Genomic DNA, 25,996 nt, shown 5'->3' with positions numbered 1-25,996 from the left:
GGCCGACGGGACAACAAGACAACGTCCGCGACCGGCTGCCGCCGGCGTCCGGCCGACGGGTCGGACCGGGGCGATCACACAGGTGGGTCGCGGCGCCACGGCTGGCTGGGGTCGGGACGCCGACCAGACAAAGGTGGTGCACGTGCCCGTGCCGAGGTATGCCCCGATCGCCGGTATGCGAGATACGTCCGTGTCATGCATGCGTAACCGGCCGGCCGTAGCGTAGGCCGCCATGAGCGACGCACGGAACGTGGCCGTCGGCGTCGAGGAGGAGTTTCACATCCTCGATCTCACCACCCGCCAACTTGTTCCCCGGGCCGAGGAAATACTGCAGCGGCTGGACAAGGACTCCTTCTCACCGGAACTGTTGAAATCCGTCGTCGAGACGAACAGTCAGCCGACGGTCGATCTGCTGGCCCTGCGATCCAACCTGCTGGACCTGCGCCGCCGGCTGGCCGAGGCGGCGGGCGAGCTGGGTCTCGGGCCGGCGGCGTCGGGCACCGTGCCGATCCTCGACATGGACCTGCTCGACGTCTCCCGCGACGCCCGCTACGAGCAGATGACCGAGGACTACCAGATCGTCGCCCGGGAGCAGCTCATCTGCGGCGCCCAGGTGCACGTCGACGTCGCCGACCGCGACCTGGCCATGGCCGTCGTCGCCTGGACCGCCCCCTGGCTGCCGATGCTGCTGGCGCTGTCGGCCAGCTCGCCGTACTGGCTCGGCGCCGACAGCGGCTACGCGAGCATGCGCACGCTGGTCTGGCAGCGCTGGCCCACCGCGGGCGTCGCCGGGTCGTTCCAGACCGCCGCCGAGTACGACCAGCTCATCGCGGATCTGATCAAGTCCGGGGTGATCAGCGACCCGGGCATGGTGTACTTCGACGTCCGCCCCTCGGCCCACCTGCCCACCGTCGAGCTGCGTATCTGCGACGCCTGCCCGGACGTGGACAACGTCATCCTCATCGCCGGGCTGTTCCGGGCCCTGGTGGGCCGGGCGATCGAGGAGATCGAGGCCGGCGGCCAGGCCCCGCCCCCGCGCGCCGAGCTGCTGCGGGCGGCGACCTGGCGGGCGGCCCGCTCCGGGCTGGAGGGCGACCTCGTCGACATCTTCGGCGCGGGCCCCGTGCCCGCGCGGGCCATGCTGCGCCGGATGCTGGAGGAGGTGCGCCCCCAGCTCGAGCGCTACGACGACTGGGAGCTCATCGACAACCTCGCCGAGCAGGCGGCCGGTCGGGGCAGCTCGGCGCTGCGCCAGCGCCGGGCGTTCGCCCGCCGCGGCCTGCTCACCGACGTCGCCGACCTGATCCTCGCCGAGACCCGCGACGTGCCGCCGGCCGGCGCGTCGCTCGGGGTCGCGCCCGCGGTGTCGGCGCCCGACCAGATCGCGCCGATCCTGCTGGAGCGTTATCAGCCGGCCGGCTACGACGAGGTCGTCGACGAGCACGGCGCCGTGCGCCCCCAGTACCGGGCGGTGATGCGCACCCTGGAGCGGCTCGGCCCGGACACCCTCGACGAACGCGTCGGCGCCCGCGAGGCCGAGCAGACCGACCGGGGCATCACGTTCCGGGTCAACGGGGACTCGGCGAGCCGGCCGTTCCCCTTCGACATCGTGCCGCGCATCGTCGCCGCCGACGACTGGGCCGTGCTCGGCCGGGGGCTCGGCCAGCGGGTCCGCGCGCTGGAGGCGTTCCTGCACGACGTCTACGGCGAACGGGCCGCCGTCGCGGACGGCATCGTCCCGCCCTGGGTGGTCAACGACGCCCCGGGGCTGCGCCACGGCGGCCGAGCCCCCGGCCGCGACGCGATCCGGATCACCACCGCCGGCATCGACCTCGTCCGCGGCGGGGACGGCGGCTGGCTGGTGCTCGAGGACAACCTGCGGGTGCCGTCGGGGATCGCCTACGCCGTCGAGGGCCGCCGGCTCGCCGAGTCGGTGCTGCCCGAGCTCGGGCCGCCGCCGGGCATCCTGCGGCTGGGCACCGTGCCCGCGCTGCTGCACGACGCACTCGTCGCCGCGGCGCCGCCCGCCGTCACCGGCGAGCCCGCCGTCGCCGTGCTGACCAGCGGGCCGGCCGACTCCGCCTACTTCGAGCACGCCATGCTCGCCGAGGAGATGGGGGTACCGCTGGTCGAACCGGGGGCGCTGCTCGTCGACGACGACGTCGCCTACCGGGTCGACGACGGCCGCCGCCGCCGCGTCGACGTCCTCTACCGGCGCATCGACGAGGACGAGCTGTTCGCCGCGCCGGGCGCGGACGGCGCCCCGCTCGGCCCGGCGCTGCTGCGTGCGGTCCGCGCCGGACAGGTGAGCGTCGCGAACGCACCGGGCAACGGCATCGGCGACGACAAGGTCGTCTATGCCTACGTGCCCCGGATGGTCACCTACTACCTCGGGGAGCAGCCCGTCCTCGACGACGTGCCGACCTACGTCTGCGGCGATCCGGAGCAGTGCGAGCACGTGCTGGCCAACCTCGACCAGCTCGTCGTCAAGCCGGTCGACGGTTTCGGCGGCTCCGGCGTCGTGATCGGCCCGCACGCCGAGCCGTACCAGCTCACCGCCGTCCGGGAGCAGATCCTGGCCGACCCGCGGCGCTGGATCGGCCAGGAGGTGGTCGCCCTGTCCACCCATCCGACCTGGCACGACAGCCACCTGGAGCCCTGCGCGGTGGACCTGCGGGTGTTCGTCTACGCCGGCGTCGAGCCGGTCGTCGTGCCCGCGGCGCTGAGTCGGGTGGCCCCGCCCGGCAGCCTCATCGTCAACTCGTCCCAGGGCGGTGGCTCCAAGGACACCTGGATCCCGCGCCGCTGAGCTGATCCACGGCCGCTGAGCTGACCCACGACCGCTGAGCTGACCCACGACCGCCGTCGTACCCCGCCGAGGTTCTCGGCGGGGCATGACGACGTGCCGGCGGGCCAGTGCCGGCGGGCGGGAGTTCCGGGCGGGCGAAGCGGTCCTCGGTCGCAACCGCGGGGACACGAGGCTGAAATCTCCGGCGTCGAAGGTGGACGGACGATCGTGCACCCTCATGCCGGGCAGGACTGCTCGGGGAATGGATCTCGCCTGTTCTGACAGATCGACGGGAGTGCACATGTGCGGGCTGAGTGGTGAGCTGAGGTTCGACGGCCGGGGAGCGGACGTCGACGCGGTGGTACGGATGACGGCCACCATGGTGCCGCGGGGCCCGGACGGCGCCGGGGTGTGGTCGTCGGGGCCGGTCGCGTTCGGCCACCGTCGCCTGAAGATCATCGATCTGTCCGAGTGTGGCGCCCAGCCGATGGTCGACAGCGAGCTGGGCCTGACCCTCGTGTTCAACGGGTGCATCTACAACTACCGGGAGCTGCGCGACGAGCTGGCCGCCGCCGGCTACCGCTTCTTCTCCACCTCGGACACCGAGGTGATCGCCAAGGCCTACCACCACTGGGGCACCCGGTGCGTGGATCACTTCGCCGGCATGTTCGCCTTCGCGGTCGCCGAGCGCGACACCGGCCGGCTCGTCCTCGCCCGCGACCGGCTCGGCATCAAGCCGCTGTACCTCGCCGCCGACGCCGAACGGCTGCGCTTCGCCTCCACCCTGCCCGCGCTGCTCGCCGGGGGCGGCGTCTCCTCGGACATCGACCTCGTCGCCTTCCACCACTACCTGTCGTTCCACTCGGTGGTGCCGGCGCCGCACACCATCCTCGCCGGGGTGCGCAAGCTGCCCGCCGCCACCGTGCGGGTCGTCGAGCCCGACGGGACCTGGACCGACGAGGTGTACTGGAGCCCGGACTTCACCCGCGACCCGGCGCGCGCCGACTGGACCGCCCGCGACTGGCAGGACGCCATCGCCGAGAGGCTGCGCCTGGCGGTGCGCCGGCGGATGGTCGCCGACGTGCCCGTCGGGGTGCTGCTGTCCGGCGGGCTGGACTCCAGCCTGATCGTCGCGCTGCTCGCCGAGGCCGGCCAGCACGGCCTGGCGACGTTCAGCGTCGGCTTCGAGGCCGCCGGCGGCGAGTCCGGCGACGAGTTCGCCTACTCGGACATCATCGCCCGGCACTTCGAGACCGACCACCACCAGATCCGGGTGCCCGGCAACCGGCTGCTGCCCGCCGTCGACGCCGCCGTCGCCGCGATGAGCGAGCCGATGGTGAGCCACGACTGCGTCGCGTTCTACCTGCTCTCGCAGGAGGTCTCCCGGCACGTCAAGGTCGTGCAGTCCGGGCAGGGCGCCGACGAGGTCTTCGCCGGCTACTCCTGGTATCCGCCGCTGGCCGGCGTCCCACGCGACCAGACCGTCGACGCCTACCTGCGGGTCTTCGCCGACCGGCCGCACCGCGACATGCCCGCGATGGTCGAGCCGCACCACCTCATCGAGGCCGACGCCAGCCGGCACTTCGTCGCCTCCCACATGGCCCGACCGGGCGCCGAGACCTCCGTCGACGCCGCCCTTCGCCTCGACTCGACGGTCATGCTCGTCGACGACCCGGTGAAGCGGGTCGACAACATGACGATGGCCGCGGGCCTGGAGGCGCGCACTCCCTTCCTCGACCACGAGCTGGTCGAGCTCGCCGCGGCCTGCCCGCCCGAGCTCAAGCTCGCCTCCGGGGGCAAGGGCGTGCTCAAGGACATCGGCCGTCCGCTCATGCCCGTCGACGTCATCGACCGGCCCAAGGGGTACTTCCCGGTGCCGGCGATCCGCCACCTGGACGGCCCGTTCCTCGACCGGGTCCGCGATGCGCTCACCGACCCGGCGGCGAAGTCCCGCGGCCTGTTCCGCCCGGCGTGGATCCAGGCGATGCTGGCGGCCCCGAACGACAACCGCACGACCCTCGGCGCGAACGCCCTCTGGCAGGCCGCGCTGCTCGAGATGTGGCTCCAGACCCAGGGAGTGACATGACGCTAGGCAGTGACGTGACGCTAGGCAGTGACGTGACGTTGGGCGATGGTGTGACGTCAGGGGGCGATGTGACCTTGGGGAACGTGATCCGCATCCCCAGGCCCGGGCGTGCCGGTCGGGCCGGCGCGTCGGATCTGGTGCGGGCCTGGGTGGCGGCCGAGGGGGTGCGGGCGCCCGCCCTCGCCCCCGGCGGCCGGCTCGCCTACGTCGCGGACGGCCCGGCCGGGCCCGCGCTGTGGATCCAGGACGCCGACGGTCGGCCACGTCGCGTGGACACCGGCCCGGGGCATGTCCGCGCCGCGCTCTGGTCGCCCGCGGGGGACCTGATCGCCGTGCACGTGGCGCCCGGCGGCGGGGAGCTCACCGAGGTCCGTGTCGTCGCTGCCGACGGCGGCGGACCGCGCAGCCTGGCCGACGGCGGCGGCCCACGCCGCCTGGCCGGCGGGGACGGCCGTGCCGCCGTGCCGGCCCGCTGGACCGCCGACGGGCTCGCCCTCGTCGTCACCGAGTCCGACCGCGCCGACCGGACCGGGCGTACCGCCGCCGTGCTGGTCGGTCTCGACGGCCGGCGGGCCCGGCTCGCCGAGGGCGTCGCATTGCAGGTCTGCGACCTCGTCGACCTCGTCGCCCTCGATCACGGGGGCGACCCGCTGGTCGGCGCCTACCGGCTGCTGCTGCGGGAGGGGCCGCGCGGCGTTCGCCGCGCGATCGTCGTCGACGTCCGGCTCACCCCGCCGGCGGGCGGCGGTGCGGCCCACTCGTCGTGGGAGCTGCCCGGCGGCACCGCGACCGTCCTCACCGGCCGCTTCACCGCGGACGGGCGCCGGGTGCTGCTGGTGACCGACCTCGGCCGGGAGCGGGCCGCCCTGCTCGACGTCCCCGTGGACGCCCCCGGCTCCACGGTGGTGATCGCCGAGCGTCCCGACGCCGACGTGGAACGGTTCGCCCTGCTCGGCGGGGGCGAGCGGGCGGTCGTCGTCTGGAACGTGGCGGGACGCAGCGAGCTCACGCTCGTCGACCTGCCGAGCGGCCGGAGCCGGCCGCTGCCGGCACCGCCCCGCGACGTCGTCACCGCCCTGCTGGCCCGTCCCGGCGGCCGGGAGCTGGTCCTCGCCCTCGACGGCGCCGCGACCCCCGGGGAGCTGTGGACCTGCGATCTGACCGCCCGGGCCGCCGCCGGCCAGCCCGCGCCCGAGTTCGCCCGCTACCGATGTCTGGTCTCGCACGCTCCCACCCGGCCGGCGGAACTGGTGCGCCCCGTGCCGCACACCCTCACCGCGCATGACGGTCGGGAGCTGGCCGGCTGGTGGTACCGCCCGCCGGTGCCCCCGGGCCCGCTGCCGACCCTGGTGTACCTGCACGGTGGACCCGAGGCCCAGGAACGCCCGACGTTCAACCCGCTGTTCCACGCGCTGCTCGCCCGCGGGATCGCGGTGTTCGCGCCGAACGTGCGCGGCTCCACCGGGTACGGGCGGGCCTTCGAGGAGGCCGATCACGCCCACCGCCGGTTCGACGGCATCGAGGACGTGGCGAGCTGCGTGCGGGATCTCGTCGACACCGGCCTGGCCGACCCGGAGCGGGTCGGGATCGCGGGGCGCTCCTACGGCGGGTACCTGACGCTGGCCGCCCTGGTGCACTTCCCGCAGTTGTTCCGCGTGGGCGTGGACGTCTGCGGCATGGTCGACCTGGAGACGTTCTACCAGCACACCGAGCCGTGGATCGCGGCCTCCGCGGTGACCAAGTACGGCGATCCGGCCACGCAGCCCGCGCTGCTGCGCGCGCTGTCGCCGCTGCATCGGATGAGCGCGCTGGCGGCGCCGCTGCTCGTCGTCCACGGTGAGAACGACACCAACGTCCCGCTGATCGAGGCCGAGCAGACGGTGGCCGCGGCCACCGCCCGTGGCGTCGACTGCCGCTACCTGCTGTTCCCCGGCGAGGGGCACGAGGTGGTCGAGCTTGCCAACCGGGTCCGGTTCGTCCGGACCGCCGTCGACTGGCTGGCCGCGCACCTGCTCGCCCCGCGGCTGCCGCAGCCGCGCAGCGCCCCGCCCGCCTCGTCCACCCCGCCCGCCCCGCCCGCCCCGCCCGCCGGGCACGGTTCAGGTGGTCCGGCAGGTTCGTTCGAGCAGGACGAGCTCGCCCACCTCGTCGTCGTCGGCCCGGCCGATGGCGGCGAAGCCCAGGCGGGCGGCGACCGCCAGCGCCACTGCGGCGTGGGGTGGCAGGGTCATCAGCGCCCGGCGCACCCGAGGTTCGCGGAAGGCCCAGTCCAGCAGCAGGCAGCCGCTCTCGACCGCGTAGCCGCGTCCGGTGTGTCCGGCGAACGTCGCCTGGCCGAAGGTGACGCAGCCGTCGGCGTCGGGTGGGCCACCGAGGCCGGGTGAGGCGACGGCCGTGCCCGTGGACCGTTCGACGGCCAGCCACGTCCACCAACCGGCGGCCGCCGACTCGGTCAGCGACCGGCCGCGGACCGGGCCGAGGGCGGCGTCGAGCAGGGGCGGCGGCTGGATGCCGGCGGTGATCCGGGTGCCGGTGAGCGACTCCAGCTCGCCGCACCGCCCGTCGCGCAGCGCGCCGATGCCGGCCACGGTCAGCGGCCGCAGGACCAGCCGCGGGCCGCGCAGCACCGGCTCGGCGACGATCCCGGCCGGCGACCGACCGCGGACGTCCATCCCGCTGTCCTCCATGCCACTCACCCCGCCCCGGACCCCGCCCAGGACCCCGCCCCGGACTCCACCTCGTGCCGGCGTCACCAGGGCGTCACTCGCGCGCCGCGGGCCGCAACCGCCGACCGTTCACCGTCGACCGGCGGACCGATGGCCGCAGCAGAGTAGCCCGCCGCGGCGCCCGGCGGCGAATCGTTTTCCGGACGTCGCCGCGGCGGCGAAGGACCGCATCGGACGGATCCGCAGGCCCTGGTGGCCGGGCGTGACGCGCCCGCCGGGACCGGCGGCGGGGCCGCGGTGACCGACTCCATCGGTTCCGGCTGGACCTCCGCACACACATCACCTGATGGCACTGACACAATACGGCCCGTGAAAATCGAGGAGTTGGAGGCGGAGCGGACCTGGTTGGCATTCGACCCCATGCGCCAGTTGCGTCCGCATCTGACGTCGACGGGGTTCGTCCGGCTCGTCAACGAGGTGCAGCGGCCCGAGGGGTACCGACTCGTCGCGTCCTGGGACGGCGAGCTCGGCCGGGTCGCCGCCGCGCTCGGTTTCCGCCAGGTGAACTCGCTGGCCGCCGGGCGGTACCTGGCCGTCGACGACCTCACGACCCTGCTCGCCGCGCGCGGCCGGGGCCACGCCACCCGACTGCTCGCCTGGGCGGAGCGGGAGGCGCGCCGCCTCGGCTGCGAACACATCCACCTCGACGCCGACACCCACCGCCACGAGGCGCACCGCCTCGCCCTGCGCGCCGGCTACTCCATCTCCGCCTTCCACCTCACCCGCCGCGTGTAGTCGTCCGAGCAGGTCCGAAACGGCGCCGTGACCTACCGGGACGCGTCCTGACCGGATCGCCTGCGCACCGTCGAGGGGGTGCGCTGTCCCGGTCGGGGCCGTCGGCACGGATCCGCGTCGAGGCAGGGAGCGTTCGGCGTGGCAGCACGATCCCGACGGCCACCTACGCCTTCGACGCGTCGACGGGTCTGCCGGCGGCGACCACCGCGGACAGCGTCACGCTCACCACGGGCTACGACTCGTGGGGCCAGGTGACCTCGCAGGCCGACGCCGACGGCAACACCGCGGCGACCACGTACGACATCGACGGCCGCATCGCGACGGTGAACGACGCAAGGGCACGTACACCTACACCTACATTGACGACGGTGGTTCGGGGGAGCATCGTGGCCTGCTGACGGGTCTCGGTGTCGGTGCTGGTAGCGCGTCGTCGACGTTCACGGCGGGTTACAACGCCGATGGCAAGCTGACGTCGCAGACGTATCCGAATGGCCTGGTCGCGGCGACGCGGTATGACGACAACTTGATTAAGCCGGTCGATGGATCAACTATGTGTCGGGCAAGAGGACGAACGACACCAAGGACTGAGCTGCTCACGGAGCAGGGGCGGTTACGGTGGGCGGGCGGCACCGACACGGCGAGCCGATCGCGTTGTCTTACGTCAACGGCGGCTTGCGTGGAACCTGCCCTTGAGGCGATGTCGATCAGGACGGCTTTACCGCTCGTGCGGACACGGTGAGGGGAAAGTCAAGGTTCACCACGTCCAACTCCGCCACCGTCACGTCCTCCACGGTCAGACCCTGCAGCGCGCAGACGGCGGCCAGGACGTTGCCATGGCCGCGCACGTCATCACCGGGCAGGCCGGCCGCGGTGAGTTCGGCGTGCAGCCCCGCGGGGGTCCACCGGCGCAGATCCGAGTCCCGGTCGTGGGGATCGAGCCGGGCGAGGGCGGGGACGGTGAGGAGCAGGACGCCGCCGGGGGCAAGGGACTGCCAGAGGTTCGCCAACGCCGCCTGAGGATCCACGTACTGGAGGACCTGGGTGACGATCGCGCAGTCGTAGGCCTGCGGGGGAAGGCTCCCCACCTTGTTCAGATCCGCGTGCAGGGTGAGATCCGGATTGTCCGCGTCGATGTCGACGATCGTCAGCTCGGCCGGCGCCCCGTAGAGGGTGCTGTAATGGGGGTTCTTCACCTCCATCACCCGGTTGCCGGTGTAGTCGGCGCGGTGGGCGGCCATGAAGCCGTCGATGTAGTGCCGGTCGACCGGCCGCCCCCGCTCGCTGCCGTACCAGGCGGAGAACGGGCTGGTCCGGCGCAGATTCCCCCACCGCACCGGGTGCCTCTGCCGGTTCGCCCCCCGCACCGTCGCCCGGGCGGCCGCCTTGCCGCGCCGGACAAACCCCGCCAGGTTCACCCGCATCCCCCGCTCTCGCGTCGGCGTTGTCGTAACCGTGTCGGGCCGGCCACTATTGGTACCACCCGAGACGGGACGATGTCCGGCTATTCGAGGGCGTGCTCATCGTCGACGACCACGGCTGGTGGAAGGGTGCGCAGCAGGCCGTCGGCGTGATCCCCGGCCGTTGGCCGAATCAGAACCAGCCGCGGCGGCGGCCGAGGTGCTCGAGCTGCTGGTGGAGCAGGCCGGCGAGGGCGTGCCGGTCGGTGTCGTGGTGGGCGAGGCGGAAGCGGCTGAGCTCGTCGCGGCCGGAGGACAGCAGCCCGCCGCGGCGGTCGGCCTCGAGCACGACGTCCATCCCGGCGCCGTCGACGAGGAAGGTCACCTCCAGCTCGGAGATCCGCCGGGCGTACTCGCCGGCCGGCTTGAGCTCGATCTCCTGGTAGAAGGGCAGGTCGGAGCCGTGCAGCCGGCCCTTCTCGACGTCCGCGGACCTGAAGTGGAAACCGAGGTCGCCGAGCGCCGCCAGCACCGCCTCCTGCACCGGCAGGGGATGCACGCCGACCGGGTCCAGGTCGCCCGGGTCGACCGCGCCGGAGATCGACAGCTTCGTCCGCACGCCGATCTTCATGCCGTGCAGGTGCCAGCCGCCGACGTCGGTGATCGGCGTCTGCCACGGCACGGGCAGCTCGAACCGGCCGCTGATCTGCTGGCCCGGATGGATGGTGAAGCCCCCGCCGACCTGCTGGGTGCCGAAGGTGACCTGCTCGTACCAGGTCGAGTCGTCCCGCTCGACCTCGACGGTCGCCTCCAGGGCGACGAGGACCTTCTCGACCTCCTGGTCGACCTTGCCGCCGGAGATCGTCGTCGTGCCGGTCACGACCTGACCCGGCAGCGTCTCCGGACGGTCCAGCACGGTCTCGACCTCGGCAGCCCCCACGCCGAGCCGCGACATGAACCGCTTCATCCCCATCGTGCGTCCGTCCCCTTCGTCGACTGATCCCGGCGCCGTCGCCGGACACGCTCTCACATCTCTACGACAGCCCGACCAAGGGAAACAGCCGCAGGTCGGCAAGGTGACATCGGTCGGGACGCTCGGGACAGTCCGTGACGAAGGTGGAGGACGCCGACGGGGTGGGGCATCCGCCTGCGGGGCGAACCGGTACCATTCCGCTTCGTGACCTGCATCGTCGGGGTTCAGCAGGACGGCCGGGTCGTGATCGGTGGGGACAGCGCCGGTGTGGCCGGCTGGTCCATCACCGTGCGCGCGGACACCAAGGTGTTCCGTAACGGTGAGTTCATCATGGGTTTCACCGACTCGTTCCGGATGGGCCAGCTGCTCCGCTACAGCCTCGTCCCGCCCGTGCCCCAGGACTGGGACCTCGACCGGTTCATGGCGACCGACTTCATCGCGGTCGTGCGTGACTGTCTGCGTGACGGCGGGTTCGCGCGCAACGACTCCGGCAACGAGAGCGGCGGGCTGTTCCTCGTCGGGATCCGCGGGCACCTCTACCGCATCGACTCGGACTACCAGATCGGCCGCAGCGTCGACGACTACTACGCCGTCGGCAGCGGCGACGAGTACGCCTGCGGCTCCCTGCACAGCACCCGCGGCCTCGACGCGGAGCAGCGCGTGCAGCTCGCGCTGGAGGCCGCCGCCCACCATTCGACGGGCGTCTGCCCGCCGTTCCACATCGTCTCCTCCGACGACGTCTACGCCCCCGACGGCTCCGTCAACGCCGGCTGACCACCGTCGGTGGGATCAGCGGTGCGCGGTCATGCTGGCGTTGTCCCCGGCTTGGCGGGCCGCCTCCGGCGTTGGCGGAGTGCGTGGATGGACTCGACGTGGCGGGTGGCGCGGGCGAGGATCCCCGCCGGCTGCGGCCCGGGAACGATGGGTGGTGCTCCGACGAGAACCCGGCCGTCGACAGTGCGTGCGGTGACGGTGCCACCCGCGTCCCGGCCGAGGCTGATGTTCTCGTCGTGCACCGCCCGATGATGGGTCGAGCAGAGCAGCAGCAGCCGATCGATGTCCGTGTCGCCTCCGCGGCCCCACCAGGTGAGGTGGTGCAGGTGCAGCCAGCGGGTGTGCCCGCAGCCCGGGTACTGGCAGTGGCCCTGGTCGCGCAGGTAGACGGCGTCACGAAGGCGCTGTCCGGGGAAACGGTGCCGCCGGCCAAGGTGCAGCGGGTTGCCGTCAGGGTCGGTGACCAGGGCGCGGATCAGCCCGTCGCAACCCAGACGCTCCAGAACGTGCCGCGACAGCCCGACGCCCCCGTCGACCTGCGCCCACGCCCCGGTCCCGATCCGCGCCACCCCCCACAGCCCCTCTCCTGCATCATCGGCGGCCATGGTGGCGTCGTCTGTCGGGGTGTCGCCGGCGGTCTGGGTGGTGAGGTGCACGGTCAGGGTGTGCCCGGGGCTCATCAGGCCCGGAGCGGGCCGGTCGAGGAACCCGTCAGCCAACGCGACCAGCGCGTCGGCGTCACGCTGGCGATCCCGCCCCGCCCCGACCCTCTCCCCGTCCGCCGGCATCCCATCGCCCACCGCATCACCCGCACCCGCATCGCCGGTGCCGGTGCCGGTGCCGCCCGCGGCTTCGCCGTCTGATGCTTCGCCGTCGGCTGGGGGGTGGTCGGGGGCGAGGGGGGCGGTGTCCTCCAGGCTGGTCCGGGCGGCGTTCAACGCCGCGATCAGCCGGGCACCCTCGTCCGCGGACAACACCGCACGCAGACGCAGCATCCCGTCGCCGTCAAACGTCCACGTCACCCGCCGTGCCGCCTGACGGGTCTTCGGGTCCCCGTTGGCCTGCCGGTAGGAACGGACGAGACGTTCCATCTGCCCCGCCGAGCAGCGTCGAGCCCGGGTCAGCCACATGCCTTCGGTCGCGGAATCGGCGACCCGGGTCACCGCGCGGACCTTCGCATACGACAGCATGCCCGCCGCGAACGCCGCCCGGATCAGCGGAAGGCCCTCCAACGCCCGGGCGGTGGCGACCTGTTCGCGGGCGGTGCGCAGGCCGAGGCCGCACCGCCACGCCAGCCAGTGCGCACACGAACCCATCCCGACCCCCGACCAGCCCTCACGCCGATCGAACGCCGCCACCGCCAGCAGCCACCCACACGTCGCCGCCGAGATCCGCCCCGCCCACCGGCAGATCACCTCCTCCACCTCCTCCAACGGCACCGCCTCGACATCCACGCCGATCAGCGCGGACACCTCCGACGACGGGAGGGACGGCAGGGGAGGAGGGGACGTGGACGCTGTGCTCATCAGGATCACCGGGCCAGAGATGTCATCGGTCAACGGACGCCGGCATCGTCGCACCCGGCACCGACAAGAACCCACCACAGGATCAACCGGGGCGGGTTGGATCCCGGCGGTCCGGGAAGGCCCCTGATGTTCCGCGGAACACCGCCACACACCACCGTGCGGACCCGAGCCCCTGCCCCGGCGGCCATGTGGGGATCGAGAGCAACAGGCGATCGTAGAGTTCCGCGGAACCCGAGCCAAACGGAGTCGATCTACGGCTGTGAGCTGTTCCGCTAGGTGGCGGCGGGGTTCAGGATCGAGCGGATCTGGGCGTCGGAGAGCTGGTAGGAGTAGTCGCGACCCGGGTGATCTGGCCCGGTATCCGGACCGACCGGCCGGTCACGTCGACCACCGTGCGCTGCGCCTGCGCCGCGGTGGAACCCTGCCCCGACGTGGACACGGTCCGGATGGGTCCGGACCACCGGGCGGGCCAGCAGCGGGCAGTCGTCGCCGCGTCGGACCGGCTGGCGCAGAGTGTTCGCGAGGCGGACCCCGGGATGGTCGGGGTCGCTGGAGGCGGCCAAGTCGAGGATCGAGCCGAGACTGCGACCCAGGGCGAGCTGCGGCACGGCGTCGATCGACTGACTGTGGAACAGCAGCACCGGGGCCGCGAGATCGAGTCCGTCGATCTCGGCGCCGAGGACCGGCCCCAGAGGGCGGACGCGCAACGCGTTGGAACCAGCGCTGTTGGCGCTGCCGTGGCTGTTGGCGCTGTCGTGGCTGTCGGCTGCCGTGGCGATCGGTCCGGGCGGGCCGGCCACTCGTGGCTGACGATGTCCGTATCGATCCGCTGTCACGCTGCGTGATCACTAGGGCGTGTAGTTACTTCCGCGGGACCGTGCCCTGCGGCGCGACCTGCCACCGCGACGACGCTGGCATGGTCCTGGCGGTTCCGCGGAACCGGGCCGGCGCCGTCGGAGGTGAGCCCGACGTCACCGACGACCCCGGCGCCCATGACCAGACGTTCCCACGGCGATGCCTCGACGGTCCGGGGTCGGGTGGCGCCGACACGCCGCCTGATCACAATCACAGACGCGACCTAGGTGCGATCGAGGGTGCGGCTGGTCGGCGGCACGGTGGGCCTGCGGCGGGTGGCCCTGCGGCGGGTGGCCCTGCGGCGGGGGTGGCATGGGGGCGTGAGTGGGTCAGCGACGCAGGCGCTCCACGGCCAGTGCGGCGAGTGCGCGGGGGCCGGCGACCGGGGTGAAGCGGTCGGCGGCGGCGCTGAGCGCGGCGTACTCGTCGGCGGCGAGGTCGATGTCGGCCGCCGCCGCGTTGCTCTCCACCTGGTCGACGCCGGACGCCCCCGGGATCGCCACGACCTGCGGATGGCGGATCGTCCACGCCAGCGCGATCTGGGCGGGGCTCGCCCCGTGCGCGGCCGCGACCTCGCGCAGCACGTCGAGCAGCGGCGTCGCCCGGGCGAGGTTCTCGGTCCCGAACAGCGTGTTGGCGGCCCGGACCCGGCCGCTCGGCCGGGTGGTCACGTCGTAGCGACCCGCCAGCAGGCCCTGGGCGAGCGGGCTCCAGGCGATGACGATCCGGGACTCGCGGGCGGCGAAGTCGAGCAGCGCCGCGCCATGGCGCGGCCGGGCCAGGCTGTACTCCACCTGGTTGGACAGCACCGGCGCGCCGAGCGCCGCGTCGGCCTCCTGCCAGCGGGCCAGCGAGTAGTTGCTGACCCCGACGTCCCCGACGAGGCCCACGGACCGCAGCGCGGTCATGCCCCGCATCGTCCAGCGGTCCCGGATCGCCGGGTTGGGCTGGTGAACCTGGTAAAGGTCGAGATGGCGCACGCCGAGGCGGTGCGCGCTGGCGACCGCGCGCTGCTCGACGACCGGGCCCACCGGCACGACCGGCAGGAGCTTGGTCGCCACGTATGCCCGGTCGAGCGCGCCGGGGACCGCGGCCAGCGCTGCGCCGAGGATGCGTTCGCTGCGTCCCAGGCCGTAGACCTCGGCCGAGTCGAACAGGGTGATCCCGAGCTCGAGCGCCCGGCGGACGATGAGCGCGGCGTCGGTGTCGGCGTAGCGGCTGCCGTACCCCCACTGCCCGGAGCCGAACTGCCAGGTGCCCAGGCCGATCTTGGAGATCCTCTTCGGGCTGGTGGTGACGGAGCCCTCCACGTAGCGCATGCGCCCAGTGAACGCCAACCTCCCCGCGGGAGGCGACAGGAGGTGTCACGCTGGTGACCTGCCACGGTGACGCGCGCGTGGTGTCCCGTGGGCGACAGCGTCCGCGTGCCCGGCGTGTTCGGCTGGGCAGGTGGGTAGCTGCTACCTTGCCCGCAGTCCGATTCGTGCGGATGCGGGCGCAGGTGGTGGGCCGGGCCGCCGGCCGTCGTGGCAGGCGCCGGGGCGGCGGCAGGCGAGTGGAGGGAGCGCGTTGGTCACCCAGTTCAGCCGCGGGCAGAAGGCGCAGCTCTCGGCGGTCACCCAGAGCACCGACCTGTACGTCGGGATCCAGATCAACGCGCCGGGGGAGTGGGATGTGTCCTGCTTCGGCCTGGACGGCGACGACCGCCTCTCCGACGACCGGTACTTCGTCTTCTTCAACCAGCCCGCCTCGCCGGAGAAGTCCGTCGAGCTCCTCGGCCCGCAGTCCGGGGACACCCAGGCGTTCCGGGTCAGCCTCGACCGGGTGCCCGCCTCGATCGGCCGGCTGTCGTTCTGCGCGGCGCTCGACGGCGCGGGCAGCGCCGCCGCGATCACGTCGGGCTACCTGCGCATCGTCGTCGGCGGCGCCGAGGTGCTGCGTTACTCCTTCACCGGCGCCGACTTCACCACCGAACGGGCGGTGATGATCGGGGACGTCTACCGCAAGGGCGTGTGGCGCGTCGCCGCGATCGGCCAGGGCTTCCAGGGCGGCCTCGCCGAGCTCATCCGCTCCTACGGCGGCGAGGTCGCCGAGGAGGAGCCGCCGCCCGCGCCGCCCCGCCATGATCAGCGCAAGGCGCCCACCCCGCCGCCCGCTGCGCCGGGCCAACCCGCGCCGGCCTACGGCGGTGGCCAACCCGCGCCGGCCTACGGCGGCGCGCCGGTGCCCGCCGGCATGCCCGGCGCCCAGCCGCCGGTGGGGGCCTTCGGGGGTCCCGAGCCGCTGCCGTCGCAGGTCCAGCCGACCCCGCCGGGGGCGATGAACAGCCTCGCCCCGTACCGGGAGGTGCCGACGGCCGGGCGCTGGACCCAGCAGAACGGCAAACTGGTCAAGGTCACCCTCGGTCCGGACGCGCTGGCGCTGCGCGGGTCGATGGTCGCCTACCAGGGCAACGTCGAGTTCGACTACAAGGGCGGCGGGCTGCGCGGCCTCATCGAGGGCAAGCTGACCGGCCAGAGCCTCAAGCTCATGACCTGCAAGGGATCCGGCGAGGTCTTCCTCGCCCAGGACGCCGCGGACCTGCACATCGTCGAGCTCGGCAGCTCGTCGCTGTGCATCAACGCGAAGAACCTGCTGGCGATGGACGCCACCGTCCGCACCGAGGTGCGCCGGATCGAGAGCGCCGGCATTCCCGGCGGCGGTCTGTTCCACTTCGAGGTCTCCGGGCCGGGCTCGGTGGTCGTCATGACCAAGGGGTCGCCGATGACCCTGCCCGTGCAGGGCCCGACGTTCGCGGACATGAACGCGCTGGTCGCGTGGACGACCGGGATGCGGGTCAGCGTCTCGACGCAGGTGCGGATCTCCCGGCAGATCTACGCGGGCAGCAGCGGGGAGGCCCTGGCCCTGCAGTTCATGGGATTCGCCGGTCATTTCGTCGTCGTCCAGCCGTACGAGGTCTGAGCGTGGCGACGATCGTGGGAGCGGGCCCGGCGGGTCGCCCGCCGGCGGGAGGGAGCGGGCCGTGCAGGGCAGCCTGATCGAGCACTACGGGCCGACGCCCGTCTTCGAACGGATGAGCAAGCACGGCTCCAAGATCGTCAAGGTGGTCCTGAACCCCGGCCAGGACCTGTTCGCCCGGGTCGGGTCCATGATCGCCTATGAGGGGCTGATCGACTTCAACCCGCAGCCGCCGCAGCTCGGCCGGATCGCGTCGTCCTGGGCGACCGGCGAGGGCGTGCCCCTGATGACGGCGACCGGCCAGGGCCTGCTCTACCTCGCCGACTACGGCAAGGAGGTCATCGTCGCGCAGCTCGCCGGCGAGGGCCTGTCGGTCAACGGCAAGAACATCCTGGCCTTCGACGCGGCGCTGGAGTGGAAGATCGAACGCGTCCGCGGCGTCACGATGCTGTCCGGGATGGGGATGTTCAACGTGGTGCTGCGGGGCCACGGCTGGGTCGCCCTGACCGCGAAGGGCAACCCGATCGTGCTCGACACCCGGGAGGCGCCGACGTTCGTCGACACCGACGCCCTCGTCGCCTACACCGACGGCCTGCGCGTCGAACCTCGGCGCACGGCGCGCCTCGGCGGCCTGATCGGCCGCGGCTCCGGTGAGGCCTTCCAGCTCGGGTTCTCCGGGCAGGGCTTCGTCGTCGTCCAGCCGAGCGAGGACGAGCGGCCGACCATGTCGCTGCGGGGCTGACGCGCCATGGGATCCAAAGACGGCGGGCGGTTCGTTGACGGGATGGGCGGCGGCGGCGCGAGCCGGGCGCGGCGGACGGCGGAGAGGACTGCGGCATGACGCAGGGCGGGGCGTACGGCGGTCATCCGGGCGGTCCCGGCGGCGGCTATCCCGGTGGTCCGGGCGGCCCCGGCTACCCGCCTCCCGGTCCGGGCTATCCGGGTCCGGGCTATCCGGGTCAGGGCTATCCGGGTCAGGGATATCCGCCCGCGCCCGGTCAGCCCGGTCCCGGGTATCCCGGCCAGGGTTACCCGCCGGCACCCGGTCAGCCCGGCCCCGGCGGCTACCCGGGTGGTCCGGGTGGTCCTGGTGGGCCGGCCGGCGGGATCCGCAGCAGCCTGCTCGACAATCCCGAACGGCCCTCCGACGAGCCGTTCTCCCTGCAGAACAGCAAGATGCTGCGGGCGACGCTCGGCGCCCGGGGGATGCGCGAGTTCTACGCCCGCAAGGGCGCGATGGTCGCCTACCAGGGCGCCGCGAACTTCGACGCCCACTGGGAAGGCTGGGGAGGGCAGTTCCGCAGCTTCTTCAGCGGCGGCGAGGGCCTGAACCTCATGCAGGTCTCCGGCTCCGGCTCGGTCTTCCTCGCCAACCAGGCGCAGGACATCCACATCCTCGACCTGGCCGGCGACGGGCTGACCGTCGACGGCAAGAACGTACTGGCCTTCAACTCCGACCTGAACTGGGACCTGGTCCGGGTCGACAGCCAGGTCGGCATCGCCGGCGTCGGCTCCTACCAGGTGGAGCTGCGCGGCAACGGCAAGGTCGCGGTCTGCACGTCGGGCGCGCCGCTGGTCATGCACGTCACCCACCAGAACTACTACTTCGCCGACGCGGACGCCGTCGTCGGCTGGTCGACCAACCTGCAGGTGTCGATGCAGGCGGCGGTGACGTCCTCGGCGGTGTGGCGGCCGCGCGGCAACACCGGGGAAAGCTGGCAGATGCAGTTCAGCGGCGAGGGCTTCGTCATCGTGCAGCCCTGCGAGCTGCTGCCCCCGTACAACGCGCTGGCCGGCGCCGGCGCGGCCGGCCACTTCGGCCTCGGCCAGGGCGGCTTCGCCGGCAACCAGCTCGGCGGCCACCACGGCCAGGGCGGCCAGGGTGGGCCGGGCGGCGGCTTCGGTGGCGGTGGGCTCGGCGGCTTCGGCGGTTTCGGCGGCGGCGGCATGGGCGGCCTGTTCGGCAACCGCTGACGCCGTCGGTCGGCCGCCCGGCCGGCGGCGGAGGCAGCTACGGCTGCGGTGGTCGACGCGGGCGGGGCAGGGCGCTCGCCCGCGAGAGCAGGAACACCCCGCCCACGACCAGGACGGCGGAGACCGCGACGCCGGCGATGACCCCGGACCCCCTCGGAGCGGGGACCCCGAACACCAGGACGCCAAGTGCGTACGCGGCGGTCGGGTTGGTGATGTTCATGGCGGTGACCGCCGCGGTCAGCGGACCGACCGCGTAGGCCATCTGGCCTAGACACAGGCTCGTCAGTGTCACCCCGCAGAGGGCATAGGCGAACCAGTGCGTCACTGTCGCGTCGAACCCGTTGTCGAGGGTTTCGTCGGTCGCCTGTTTGAGCAGCAGCGCGCTCAGCGCGAAGAACAGACCGGCGGCGACGCCGAACAGCGCCGCCCGTGCCGCCGGCCGCCGCCCGCGCGACGCGGCGACCAACACCGCGGCCAACGCGACGATGGCGATGATCGCCCACATCAGGCGTACCTGGTCGAGTGGCGGACGGGTGGGTAGCCGATCCTGCACGCCGAGCAGCAGCGCGAGCCCGGCGCAGATCGCCGCGATGGCCCACCAGGCCGTGCGGGCCATCCGCAGACGGGTGCCCACCAGGCCGAGGGGGAGCGCGAACAGCAGCTGGGTGACCATGAGCGGCTGCACCTCGGCGAGCGATCCCAGGTGCAGCGCGAGGGCCTGGGTGAGGAAGCCGGCCAGGTTCGTCAGCCAGCCCACCAGCCACAACGGCTCGCGGACGAGGTCGAGCAGGTGCCCGAAGCCGGGCACGGCCCGGTCGTGGTCGTCGCGGGCCACGAACCGGCTGCGGCCCGCGGCGCGCTGCTGGAGAGCGGCCGACGACGCCAACAGGAACGCGGCGAGCAACGCGAGCGGAATGAACAGCGGCACGGGCGGTGGAGGCGATCAGTGGGTGCGACCCCGGCCGGCGGCAGCCGGCGCGGGACGGTACAGCGGTCGCGTCGCGGCCCCGCTGCGGTCGTGGGCGCCTGCGCCCAGGCCGTGGCTGCACCCGGGATCGACCGGCTGAGGATGATCATCCGGGCCGGGCACGTTGGAGTCGATGGCCCGTAATGTACCGGTCCGGCCTGGTCCGGACCGGCGGCTGGGGCACCGGTCGAGCGGCCTTACCACCCGAACCGGCTACCTCGCAGCGTGTCATCGATATGGGCCCCGTCCGGGCTGGTCACCCGTACGTTGTCAGTTGCCCGCGCATGACAGGAATGCGGGACCGATCGGGTCTTCCCGCCCTTGATTTCCAGGCAGGGGGGCGGGCCCGCGGTGACCTGTTCGGGGGGGAAGGACGGCGATGCTGACGCCGGTGCTGATTCTGGGGGGACTAGTACTCGTGCTCGCGGCGGCGGTGGGACTGACCCGCCACACGCCCGACCCCGAGACGTTCTCACCCGACCAAGATCCATACGAGCAGTGGGCGACGTCGACCGTCGACGCCGACGCCTGGGGACCGCTGCCCGAGCGGACCCGCAGGGACGCCGGTGCCGGCCTTCCCGACGCCGACGAGCCCGCCTCCGCGCCTACTGCCACTCCTGCGACTCAAGCCACTCAAGCCACTCAAGCCACGCCCACGTTCCCGCTCATCCCGCGACCCCGCCCGGCCGTGTCACCGCCCGCCGGGGTCCCGTCCGTCGCCGTCCCATCCGCCGGCGTCTCGGCGGGGCCGGCGCCGGCTGCGGTCGCCGCGGGAGACAGCGCGAGCGCCGGAACCAGGGCCGCCTCCGCGGCGCCGGCTCTCGCCGCGTCCGGAGACGACGCGGGAACGAGCGAGCCGAGCACCCCCGCTCCGGACGAGGGCGCGCCCGCCCCGACGGGCGACGACGCCCCCGATGACGCCGGGCGGGAGAGCCCCGCCGCCGAACCCGAAAGAACCCCCGCGCCGAGGACCGTGCCCCCGTCCTCTCGGCCGGCGGCGCCCCCGCAGCTCCCGCAGCCACGGACCCCGCCGGCCGCGCCGGCGCCGCGCCATCCGTCGGCCCCCGCGGGATGGCCGCGGCATCCGTCGCCGTCCGCTCCGCCTCCGCGGCTTCCGGCGGAGTCCACGCCGCCGGGCGCCGCCCCGAGGCGGGTTCCGGCCCAGCGGCCACCCCTCGCGCGTCGGCCGCCATGCCCCCGGCCGACGCTCGTCCCGCGCGGGCGCTCGTCGCCCGCCGGCCCGCCGCCCGCGCCGGTGACCGGCACCGACGGCTGACCGCTGGGCACCCCCCGGCGCGGGCGGGCGGAGCGGGTCGCCCCCGCGACCCCACCGCCGCCCGCGCCGGGCAGGGACGGTTCGCCGGCCGCGGCGCGCACGGTCCCGGTAGCTGTGGCCGCACCGGTAGCGTGGCGGCACCGCAACCGTGCCGTGGACGCAAGGAGCGCGCCATGCCCGTCGGGGACCGCCGCATCGTCGACCTGTCCCATCCCATCGTCGACGGCATGGTGACCTACCCGGGCCTGCCCGGTCCGCGGATCTCCACGTGGACCAGCCGGGCCGCTTCGGGGGAGCGGCTCGCCCCCGGGGTGTCGTTCCACATCGCCGCCGTCGACCTCGTCGCGAACACCGGGACCTACCTCGACGCCCCGTTCCACTTCCACGCCGACGGCCCGGACGTCGCGGCGCTCGATCTGGCCCGGCTGGTCGACGTGCCGGCCGTGGTGGTCCGAGCGGGCGGGGCACGGGCCGTGGGCGCCGAGCGGCTGCCGGCCGCCGCCGAGCTCGCCGGGCGGGCCGTGCTCGTCCACACGGGCCATGCCCGGCACTGGGGGAGCGAGGCGTACTTCGGCCCGGCGCCGCACCTGACCCGGGCGGCCGTCGAGGCCCTCGTCGCCGCCGGGGCGCTGCTGGTCGGCATCGACTCGCTGAACATCGACGACGTCGACGACCTGGCCCGTCCCGCCCATCAGGGTCTGCTCGGCGCCGGCATCCCGATCGTCGAGCACCTCACCGCCCTGGACGAGCTGCCTGACGGCGAGCCGGTCCGCCTGACCGTGCTGCCCGCGCCCGTGCGCGGCATGGGCACCTTCCCCGTGCGCGCCGTCGCCGTCGTGGCCTGACCGCCGCCCGGTAACAGGGGATCAATACCCCCGGTGGGCGGTCCGCGAGGCCAGCACGTCATGCAGAATGTTGACGCGTCGCTGCAGATAGCGGGTCTGCGAGCCGAACCAGCCCGGCGCCCAGAACCAGGACGTGAAGACGCCGACCCGGGTCGGTGAGCCGACGAGCGCATGCGCGGCGTTGAGTCGCTTGGCTGTGGCGCCGAGGCCGACGAGGCCCCAGATCGGGATGATCTGGTTCCACCACTGGCTGTTCGCCGTGCGCGGCTGGCCGAGGATCGTGGACAGCTCGCTGTTGATCCTGTCGTACCAGATGAAGTAGTAGATCGAGAACGTGATCACGCAGAGCCACCACAGGCCCCACGCGCCCTGCTTGCGCGGAACGGGGGGAATCGCGCCGAACGGCGGCTGAGCCGAGGCGGCCGCCCAGCCGGGCTGGGGTGACAGCGGCGCATTCGGTGTCTGAGCCGGCCACAGGTCGGCGCGCGGCGCAGCCCTCTGTTCGCTGCCCGTCGGATAGTTTGCCTCGGTCATCGGACCCCCCTATGGATCATCATGGTTCTTCCCGAAAACCAAAGATCTCCGGGGGACCGGAGTGTAGTCCGAACCGTGGAACTGTAAATAGCCAGAGGAGTCGCGGAGCCTGACACAGACGTCCGTCCGCCCCGTGTCGAGACCATCGCGTCTGTGCGCTGCCATCCGCCCGCCACCGTCAACGACGCCGCCATGGACGTCGGGAACGTCGCGCGCCAGGTCGGCGGAGATCTACGCGAAAGTAAACCGGGGCGTCGCACCCGCCGCTCATTCGCTCTCTACTGGACGGTTTCCTGACCATGGCCGTCGCGCACCCTGACCATGTCCAAGCCGGTCACCTCGTAACGACGCCCGGAGCCCGCCTGGGTGCCACGGAGGGTCCTCGGTCAACTCGTGGTCGACAAGGTAACTGGGGAACTCCCCGCTTTGCAAGACGCCCGGGTGCGGCCGAGTTGCCCGCGGCGTTCGGCTCTGCAAGGGCATCGCCATCCTTGCCGGCGGCTGAACGAACTAATCTACGCGAACGTAAACTGAGGGGCGAACCCGTTCTTGATCAGAACGGTGCCCGCGGACTGCAGGGAATTCATCGCGGCGAGTTGTTCGCCGATGTCGGAGCCGTCGGTCCAGCAGGCTTCCAGGTTCCTCAGGAGTTGCGTGAACGTGTCAATGAACTCGTCCTGACCGGGTGCGCCGGGCTGGTGGGGCGAAAAATCATAGACCGCCGGCCTTTGTATGATGGCGCCCGAGTACTCGAAGCCAGATCCCACCTCGACTATCGTCCTACCGTAGTAGATCTCCGCGAACGTGTAGTAATGTGCGAGCGTGTCTGGATCAAATGTGCCCTCGTCGGGCGATGCGCTGGTGCCCTCGCCCTGCGCGGTGATCTCGCTGATGGCATTCACGGCATCCGCGACCGTGTTGACGGCGGACAGCAGGTCGGCATAACTCACCTGGTTCGGCGCCGGGTACTGGGGCAGTGAACCCGTGGGGAATACGGTCTCGAAGCCAGTGCTGATCGCGTCGTAGAACTGGCCGATCGTCGGCTCTGCCGGCGGCGGGGGCGGCGGCGGCGCGTCCGGGGGCGGCGGCACAACGGGGCCCTTCTCCGGATACTCGATGGCCATAAACGTCCGCAGCGCCTGGTCTCCCAGCGGTGCCAGCGCGACGACCAGGCCGGGATGGACGCCGCCGGGCAGTCCTACGGTCGGATAGACGGGAACGAGATCCGGCGTGGCGATCTCGCCCTTGAGCGAGGCGCCGGTGGCGGTGTACAGGTTGCAGACCTGGCCGAAATGTCCCATTTCCTGGATCGCCACGTTCCCGATGCTGTAGCTCACGCTGCCCGGGGCGCCGCTGTCGTTGACGGACCACTGGGCGCACAGATACGGCGGAATGGTCGAGAACTCCAGCTGGATGGCGGTGAGCAGGGAGGCCTGCAGTTCGGGGATACTGTTGATCCCGTTCTTGACGGTCTCGCGAATCGTCCTTCTAGGTGACACGGAAACGTCCCCTTGTGTGTTCTGGGCGAGCCGTCGCCGTGTCCTGGCTCGGAGCGACGCCCGCCGAGCGTCGGCTGTCATCTAGGGTAGACCGATCGGTAGGAGAGCGGATCGGTGTTTTGTCAATTCGACCAGCGTCTCGGCCACGATCCGGGTGCCGACCGGTCCGAGATGCCGTGACTCGCCCAGCAGCTCGGCCTCCTTGAGGAGGTAGTACCAGAGATAGGCGGGTCCGGTGGAGTCGAGTTGCTGGTCGGTCAGCGGTGTTTCCCCGACCTTCTGGCCGGTCAACTCTCGTTCTGCAGCCAGGTGGTGACGGACAGGGTCCGTGTGGAGGGGCCGTCCGGGTCGTCGGCGGGTCGGTTGCCGCGGGTGACGGACCGTTCGGCGATTCGCCAGCCCTGCGGCGTGCGGACCACGGTGTCCTGGTAGTCACCCGATCCTGCGGTGCCGTCGCCGCGGATGACGAAGTACTTCGCCCAGACTCGCAGCGTGTCGTCGTCGACCCGGTGCACGGCGATGTCGGTGGTGTGGTGCGGGAACATCACCCGCCCGAACGGAAGACCGCTCGTGACCTGGGCCAGCGGCGCCCCGCCCATGACCGCGTCGTCGGTGTACGCCGTCGGCGCCGCGTCCAGCGCGATGTTGTCGAACAGGTACGGATGCTTGGCGAGCAGACTGGACACCTCGGCGTAGGTGGCCGCGTCGACCGGCACGATCCTCACGCCCACGGTGCCTGCCCGTCGGCGACGGCGGCCGGGCCGCCGTGGCGCGGGTGGACGGCCCGTCTGGCCACCCGCCAGCCGGCGGGGGTCTCGGTGAGCACGTCGACGACGTCGGCACTCGCGACGCTGCCGTCGCCGGCGATCGTGATCAGCCGACTCCAGGCGGCCAGGCCGCCGGGGACCTGCTTCACCTCCGTGTTGACGGTGTGGTGCGCGGGGGACGTCGCGCCGTCGAGGGCCGGCGGGTCGACGAACACCTGCGCCAGCAGTTCCGCGTCGCCGTTGTCGACCGCGTGGCCGTAGAGCGCGAGGACCTGAAGCACCGCCGCGGTCTGCTCGCCGGTCGCGTCGCGCAGCGCGGCGAACGCGGCGTACGTCTGCGGCAGGCGGTGCTGCTCCACCCGCACGTCGGCGCTGTCCCGCACGCCCCCGGGCGGGTGGCCGCCGACCCGCAGGTGCCCGGCGATGTGGTCCGTCGTCATGGCCTGGGACGTTAGTTCACCTGCCGACACGGTGTACCCCGTAACCGGGAACGGCAGGGGCGTGCCGTCCCGTCTACGAGGATCGGGGGGAGGAGGATCGGGGGGAGGAGGATCGGGGGGAGTCCGGGACGCCGGTGGACGAGGGCACCGAGCCGGCGGGGAGGCGGCGGTCGGCGGCCAGTGCGGCGAGCCAGGCGTCCGTGGTGGCGACGGCGGCGAACCCGGTGTGCAGGACCGTGAGGACGGTGGTGTGCAGGGTGCGCGCGTCCACCGCGCCCACCTCGTTGCGGTAGTCCAGCGTGCCGGTCGCGTCCTCGAGGACCTCGACGGCGAACCCGGCATGCGAGGCCTGCCGTGCGGTGGTGTCCACGCAGTGTTGCGTCATGTAACCGACCAGCGTGACGGTGTCGACCGCTCGCTCGCGCAACCACCTCTCCAGCCCGGTGCCGGTGAATGCCCCGGGTAGCCGCTTGGTGAACAGCGTGTCGCTGGGGCGGTCGGCGACCACGGGATGAAGCTGCCAGCCGGTGGTCCCGACGGCGAAGATCGGGGATGTGGCCGGGGCGTCCTGCTGGATCACGGCGATCGGCACGCCGCGGTGGCGGGCGGCGTCCATCGCGCGGCCGATCGAGGCCAGCGATTCCGTGAGCGGCGGGTAGGCGATCGGTAGTGCTCCCTCCTCGTACTCCCGCTGGACGTCGATGACGACAAGTGCGCGGTTGACCATCGGTGGTTCCTCCCTGCTGGTCCAGGCGGCGGCAGGCCCGGCGGCTCCCGGCCCGGCGCCCACCCGCTTTGCCCGCGTTGGGAGTCGGTCCGGCCGACGCAGACCAGCGTCCGTGCTGCGCCGCCGCGGCGAGAGTGACCTGAAGGCCA

General features: G+C 72.7%; 22 protein-coding genes and 1 pseudogene. 9 read left to right on the top strand and 14 right to left on the bottom strand.

The window, feature by feature from the left end; translation table 11 throughout:
- Positions 1-232: 232 nt before the first annotated feature.
- The 3 genes and pseudogenes from FRAAL_RS19630 to FRAAL_RS19620 form a co-directional block, all read left to right on the top strand.
- Entirely contained in the window at positions 233-2,809 is a 2,577-nt protein-coding gene (locus tag FRAAL_RS19630; protein WP_011605610.1) for a carboxylate--amine ligase/circularly permuted type 2 ATP-grasp protein, read from the top strand.
- A 280-nt stretch (positions 2,810-3,089) separates the two neighbouring features.
- Positions 3,090-4,874, top strand: a complete 1,785-nt coding sequence (locus tag FRAAL_RS19625) for an N-acetylglutaminylglutamine amidotransferase (RefSeq protein ID WP_041939519.1) — start codon at positions 3,090-3,092, stop codon at positions 4,872-4,874.
- Positions 4,871-6,874: pseudogene (locus tag FRAAL_RS19620) on the top strand (S9 family peptidase); the annotation flags it as partial. The gene FRAAL_RS19625 and the pseudogene FRAAL_RS19620, both read left to right, overlap by 4 nt.
- A gap of 99 nt (positions 6,875-6,973) precedes the next feature.
- On the opposite strand, the gene FRAAL_RS36175 reads toward FRAAL_RS19620, so the two are convergent.
- A complete protein-coding gene (locus FRAAL_RS36175; protein ID WP_372667069.1) occupies positions 6,974-7,546 on the bottom strand; it encodes a GNAT family N-acetyltransferase in 573 nt (190 codons plus the stop codon).
- 363 nt (positions 7,547-7,909) lie between these two features.
- On the opposite strand from FRAAL_RS36175, the gene FRAAL_RS19615 reads away from it, so the two are divergent.
- Positions 7,910-8,335: a GNAT family N-acetyltransferase gene (locus tag FRAAL_RS19615; RefSeq protein WP_041939518.1), complete on the top strand. Its 426-nt coding sequence runs from the start codon at positions 7,910-7,912 to the stop codon at positions 8,333-8,335.
- Positions 8,336-9,039: 704 nt separating this feature from the next.
- Here FRAAL_RS19615 and FRAAL_RS19610 read toward each other — a convergent pair.
- Positions 9,040-9,750, bottom strand: coding sequence for a methyltransferase domain-containing protein (locus tag FRAAL_RS19610; protein ID WP_157892156.1), 711 nt, complete (start codon positions 9,748-9,750; stop codon positions 9,040-9,042).
- Between the two features lie 175 nt (positions 9,751-9,925).
- Positions 9,926-10,705: a sporulation protein gene (locus tag FRAAL_RS19605; protein ID WP_041939517.1), complete on the bottom strand. Its 780-nt coding sequence runs from the start codon at positions 10,703-10,705 to the stop codon at positions 9,926-9,928.
- A gap of 204 nt (positions 10,706-10,909) precedes the next feature.
- On the opposite strand from FRAAL_RS19605, the gene FRAAL_RS19600 reads away from it, so the two are divergent.
- The gene (locus tag FRAAL_RS19600; RefSeq protein WP_041939516.1) at positions 10,910-11,479 is read left to right on the top strand and encodes an Ntn hydrolase family protein; all 570 of its coding nucleotides are present in this window, start codon (positions 10,910-10,912) and stop codon (positions 11,477-11,479) included.
- A 29-nt stretch (positions 11,480-11,508) separates the two neighbouring features.
- Here FRAAL_RS19600 and FRAAL_RS19595 read toward each other — a convergent pair whose 3' ends face one another.
- From FRAAL_RS19595 to FRAAL_RS19585, 3 genes are all read right to left on the bottom strand, one after another.
- Positions 11,509-13,005, bottom strand: a complete 1,497-nt coding sequence (locus FRAAL_RS19595; protein WP_157892155.1) for an HNH endonuclease — start codon at positions 13,003-13,005, stop codon at positions 11,509-11,511.
- Positions 13,006-13,277: 272 nt separating this feature from the next.
- Positions 13,278-13,805, bottom strand: coding sequence for a TauD/TfdA dioxygenase family protein (locus tag FRAAL_RS19590; RefSeq protein ID WP_041939515.1), 528 nt, complete (start codon positions 13,803-13,805; stop codon positions 13,278-13,280).
- 384 nt (positions 13,806-14,189) lie between these two features.
- The gene (locus FRAAL_RS19585; RefSeq protein ID WP_041939514.1) at positions 14,190-15,179 is read right to left on the bottom strand and encodes an aldo/keto reductase; all 990 of its coding nucleotides are present in this window, start codon (positions 15,177-15,179) and stop codon (positions 14,190-14,192) included.
- A gap of 250 nt (positions 15,180-15,429) precedes the next feature.
- Between FRAAL_RS19585 and FRAAL_RS19580 the strand changes: the two genes are divergently transcribed.
- From FRAAL_RS19580 to FRAAL_RS19570, 3 genes are all read left to right on the top strand, one after another.
- Entirely contained in the window at positions 15,430-16,821 is a 1,392-nt protein-coding gene (locus FRAAL_RS19580) for a TerD family protein (protein WP_011605598.1), read from the top strand.
- A gap of 61 nt (positions 16,822-16,882) precedes the next feature.
- The gene (locus tag FRAAL_RS19575; protein WP_011605597.1) at positions 16,883-17,560 is read left to right on the top strand and encodes an AIM24 family protein; all 678 of its coding nucleotides are present in this window, start codon (positions 16,883-16,885) and stop codon (positions 17,558-17,560) included.
- A 95-nt stretch (positions 17,561-17,655) separates the two neighbouring features.
- Positions 17,656-18,792, top strand: a complete 1,137-nt coding sequence (locus FRAAL_RS19570; protein ID WP_011605596.1) for an AIM24 family protein — start codon at positions 17,656-17,658, stop codon at positions 18,790-18,792.
- Positions 18,793-18,829: 37 nt separating this feature from the next.
- On the opposite strand, the gene FRAAL_RS19565 is transcribed toward FRAAL_RS19570, so the two are convergent.
- The gene (locus tag FRAAL_RS19565; protein WP_011605595.1) at positions 18,830-19,720 is read right to left on the bottom strand and encodes a DMT family transporter; all 891 of its coding nucleotides are present in this window, start codon (positions 19,718-19,720) and stop codon (positions 18,830-18,832) included.
- Positions 19,721-20,401: 681 nt separating this feature from the next.
- Positions 20,402-21,136 carry a hypothetical protein gene (locus FRAAL_RS19560; protein WP_157892153.1) on the bottom strand — a complete coding sequence of 245 codons (735 nt, stop codon included), beginning with the start codon at positions 21,134-21,136 and terminating at the stop codon, positions 20,402-20,404.
- Positions 21,137-21,208: 72 nt separating this feature from the next.
- Here FRAAL_RS19560 and FRAAL_RS19555 point away from each other — a divergent pair, with 72 nt between their 5' ends.
- A complete protein-coding gene (locus tag FRAAL_RS19555) occupies positions 21,209-21,880 on the top strand; it encodes a cyclase family protein (protein ID WP_011605592.1) in 672 nt (223 codons plus the stop codon).
- Positions 21,881-21,901: 21 nt separating this feature from the next.
- Here FRAAL_RS19555 and FRAAL_RS19550 read toward each other — a convergent pair whose 3' ends face one another.
- The 6 genes from FRAAL_RS19550 to FRAAL_RS19525 all read right to left on the bottom strand — a co-directional run bounded on the left by FRAAL_RS19550 (position 21,902) and on the right by FRAAL_RS19525 (position 25,847).
- On the bottom strand, positions 21,902-22,414 hold the full coding sequence (locus FRAAL_RS19550; RefSeq protein WP_011605591.1) for a DUF4234 domain-containing protein: 513 nt from the start codon (positions 22,412-22,414) through the stop codon (positions 21,902-21,904).
- Between the two features lie 515 nt (positions 22,415-22,929).
- On the bottom strand, positions 22,930-23,913 hold the full coding sequence (locus FRAAL_RS19545; RefSeq protein WP_011605590.1) for a ferritin-like domain-containing protein: 984 nt from the start codon (positions 23,911-23,913) through the stop codon (positions 22,930-22,932).
- An 81-nt stretch (positions 23,914-23,994) separates the two neighbouring features.
- A complete protein-coding gene (locus FRAAL_RS19540) occupies positions 23,995-24,204 on the bottom strand; it encodes an ovoperoxidase (protein ID WP_011605589.1) in 210 nt (69 codons plus the stop codon).
- Positions 24,201-24,638: a nuclear transport factor 2 family protein gene (locus tag FRAAL_RS19535; RefSeq protein ID WP_231861110.1), complete on the bottom strand. Its 438-nt coding sequence runs from the start codon at positions 24,636-24,638 to the stop codon at positions 24,201-24,203. Before FRAAL_RS19535 ends, FRAAL_RS19540 begins: the two co-directional genes overlap by 4 nt.
- On the bottom strand, positions 24,635-25,120 hold the full coding sequence (locus tag FRAAL_RS19530; RefSeq protein WP_041939512.1) for a nuclear transport factor 2 family protein: 486 nt from the start codon (positions 25,118-25,120) through the stop codon (positions 24,635-24,637). The genes FRAAL_RS19535 and FRAAL_RS19530 overlap by 4 nt, the downstream gene beginning before the upstream one ends.
- Positions 25,121-25,193: 73 nt before the next feature.
- Positions 25,194-25,847, bottom strand: coding sequence for a cysteine hydrolase family protein (locus FRAAL_RS19525; RefSeq protein ID WP_011605586.1), 654 nt, complete (start codon positions 25,845-25,847; stop codon positions 25,194-25,196).
- Between the last annotated feature and the right edge of the window lie 149 nt (positions 25,848-25,996).

This window comes from Frankia alni ACN14a (assembly GCF_000058485.1).
GTDB classification, from domain to species: domain Bacteria; phylum Actinomycetota; class Actinomycetes; order Frankiales; family Frankiaceae; genus Frankia; species Frankia alni.
This window is presented reverse-complemented; position numbering and strand designations above follow the sequence as displayed.

Coding starts and splice junctions, on each gene's coding strand:
- FRAAL_RS19570 (WP_011605596.1), top strand. CDS start 17,656: ATGACGCAGGGCGGGGCGTACGGCGGTCATCCGGGCGGTCCCGGCGGC.
- FRAAL_RS19550 (WP_011605591.1), bottom strand. CDS start 22,414: ATGACCGAGGCAAACTATCCGACGGGCAGCGAACAGAGGGCTGCGCCG.
- FRAAL_RS36175 (WP_372667069.1), bottom strand. CDS start 7,546: ATGGACGTCCGCGGTCGGTCGCCGGCCGGGATCGTCGCCGAGCCGGTG.
- FRAAL_RS19630 (WP_011605610.1), top strand. CDS start 233: ATGAGCGACGCACGGAACGTGGCCGTCGGCGTCGAGGAGGAGTTTCAC.
- FRAAL_RS19555 (WP_011605592.1), top strand. CDS start 21,209: ATGCCCGTCGGGGACCGCCGCATCGTCGACCTGTCCCATCCCATCGTC.
- FRAAL_RS19585 (WP_041939514.1), bottom strand. CDS start 15,179: ATGCGCTACGTGGAGGGCTCCGTCACCACCAGCCCGAAGAGGATCTCC.
- FRAAL_RS19605 (WP_041939517.1), bottom strand. CDS start 10,705: ATGGGGATGAAGCGGTTCATGTCGCGGCTCGGCGTGGGGGCTGCCGAG.
- FRAAL_RS19595 (WP_157892155.1), bottom strand. CDS start 13,005: ATGAGCACAGCGTCCACGTCCCCTCCTCCCCTGCCGTCCCTCCCGTCG.
- FRAAL_RS19530 (WP_041939512.1), bottom strand. CDS start 25,120: ATGACGACGGACCACATCGCCGGGCACCTGCGGGTCGGCGGCCACCCG.
- FRAAL_RS19525 (WP_011605586.1), bottom strand. CDS start 25,847: ATGGTCAACCGCGCACTTGTCGTCATCGACGTCCAGCGGGAGTACGAG.
- FRAAL_RS19625 (WP_041939519.1), top strand. CDS start 3,090: ATGTGCGGGCTGAGTGGTGAGCTGAGGTTCGACGGCCGGGGAGCGGAC.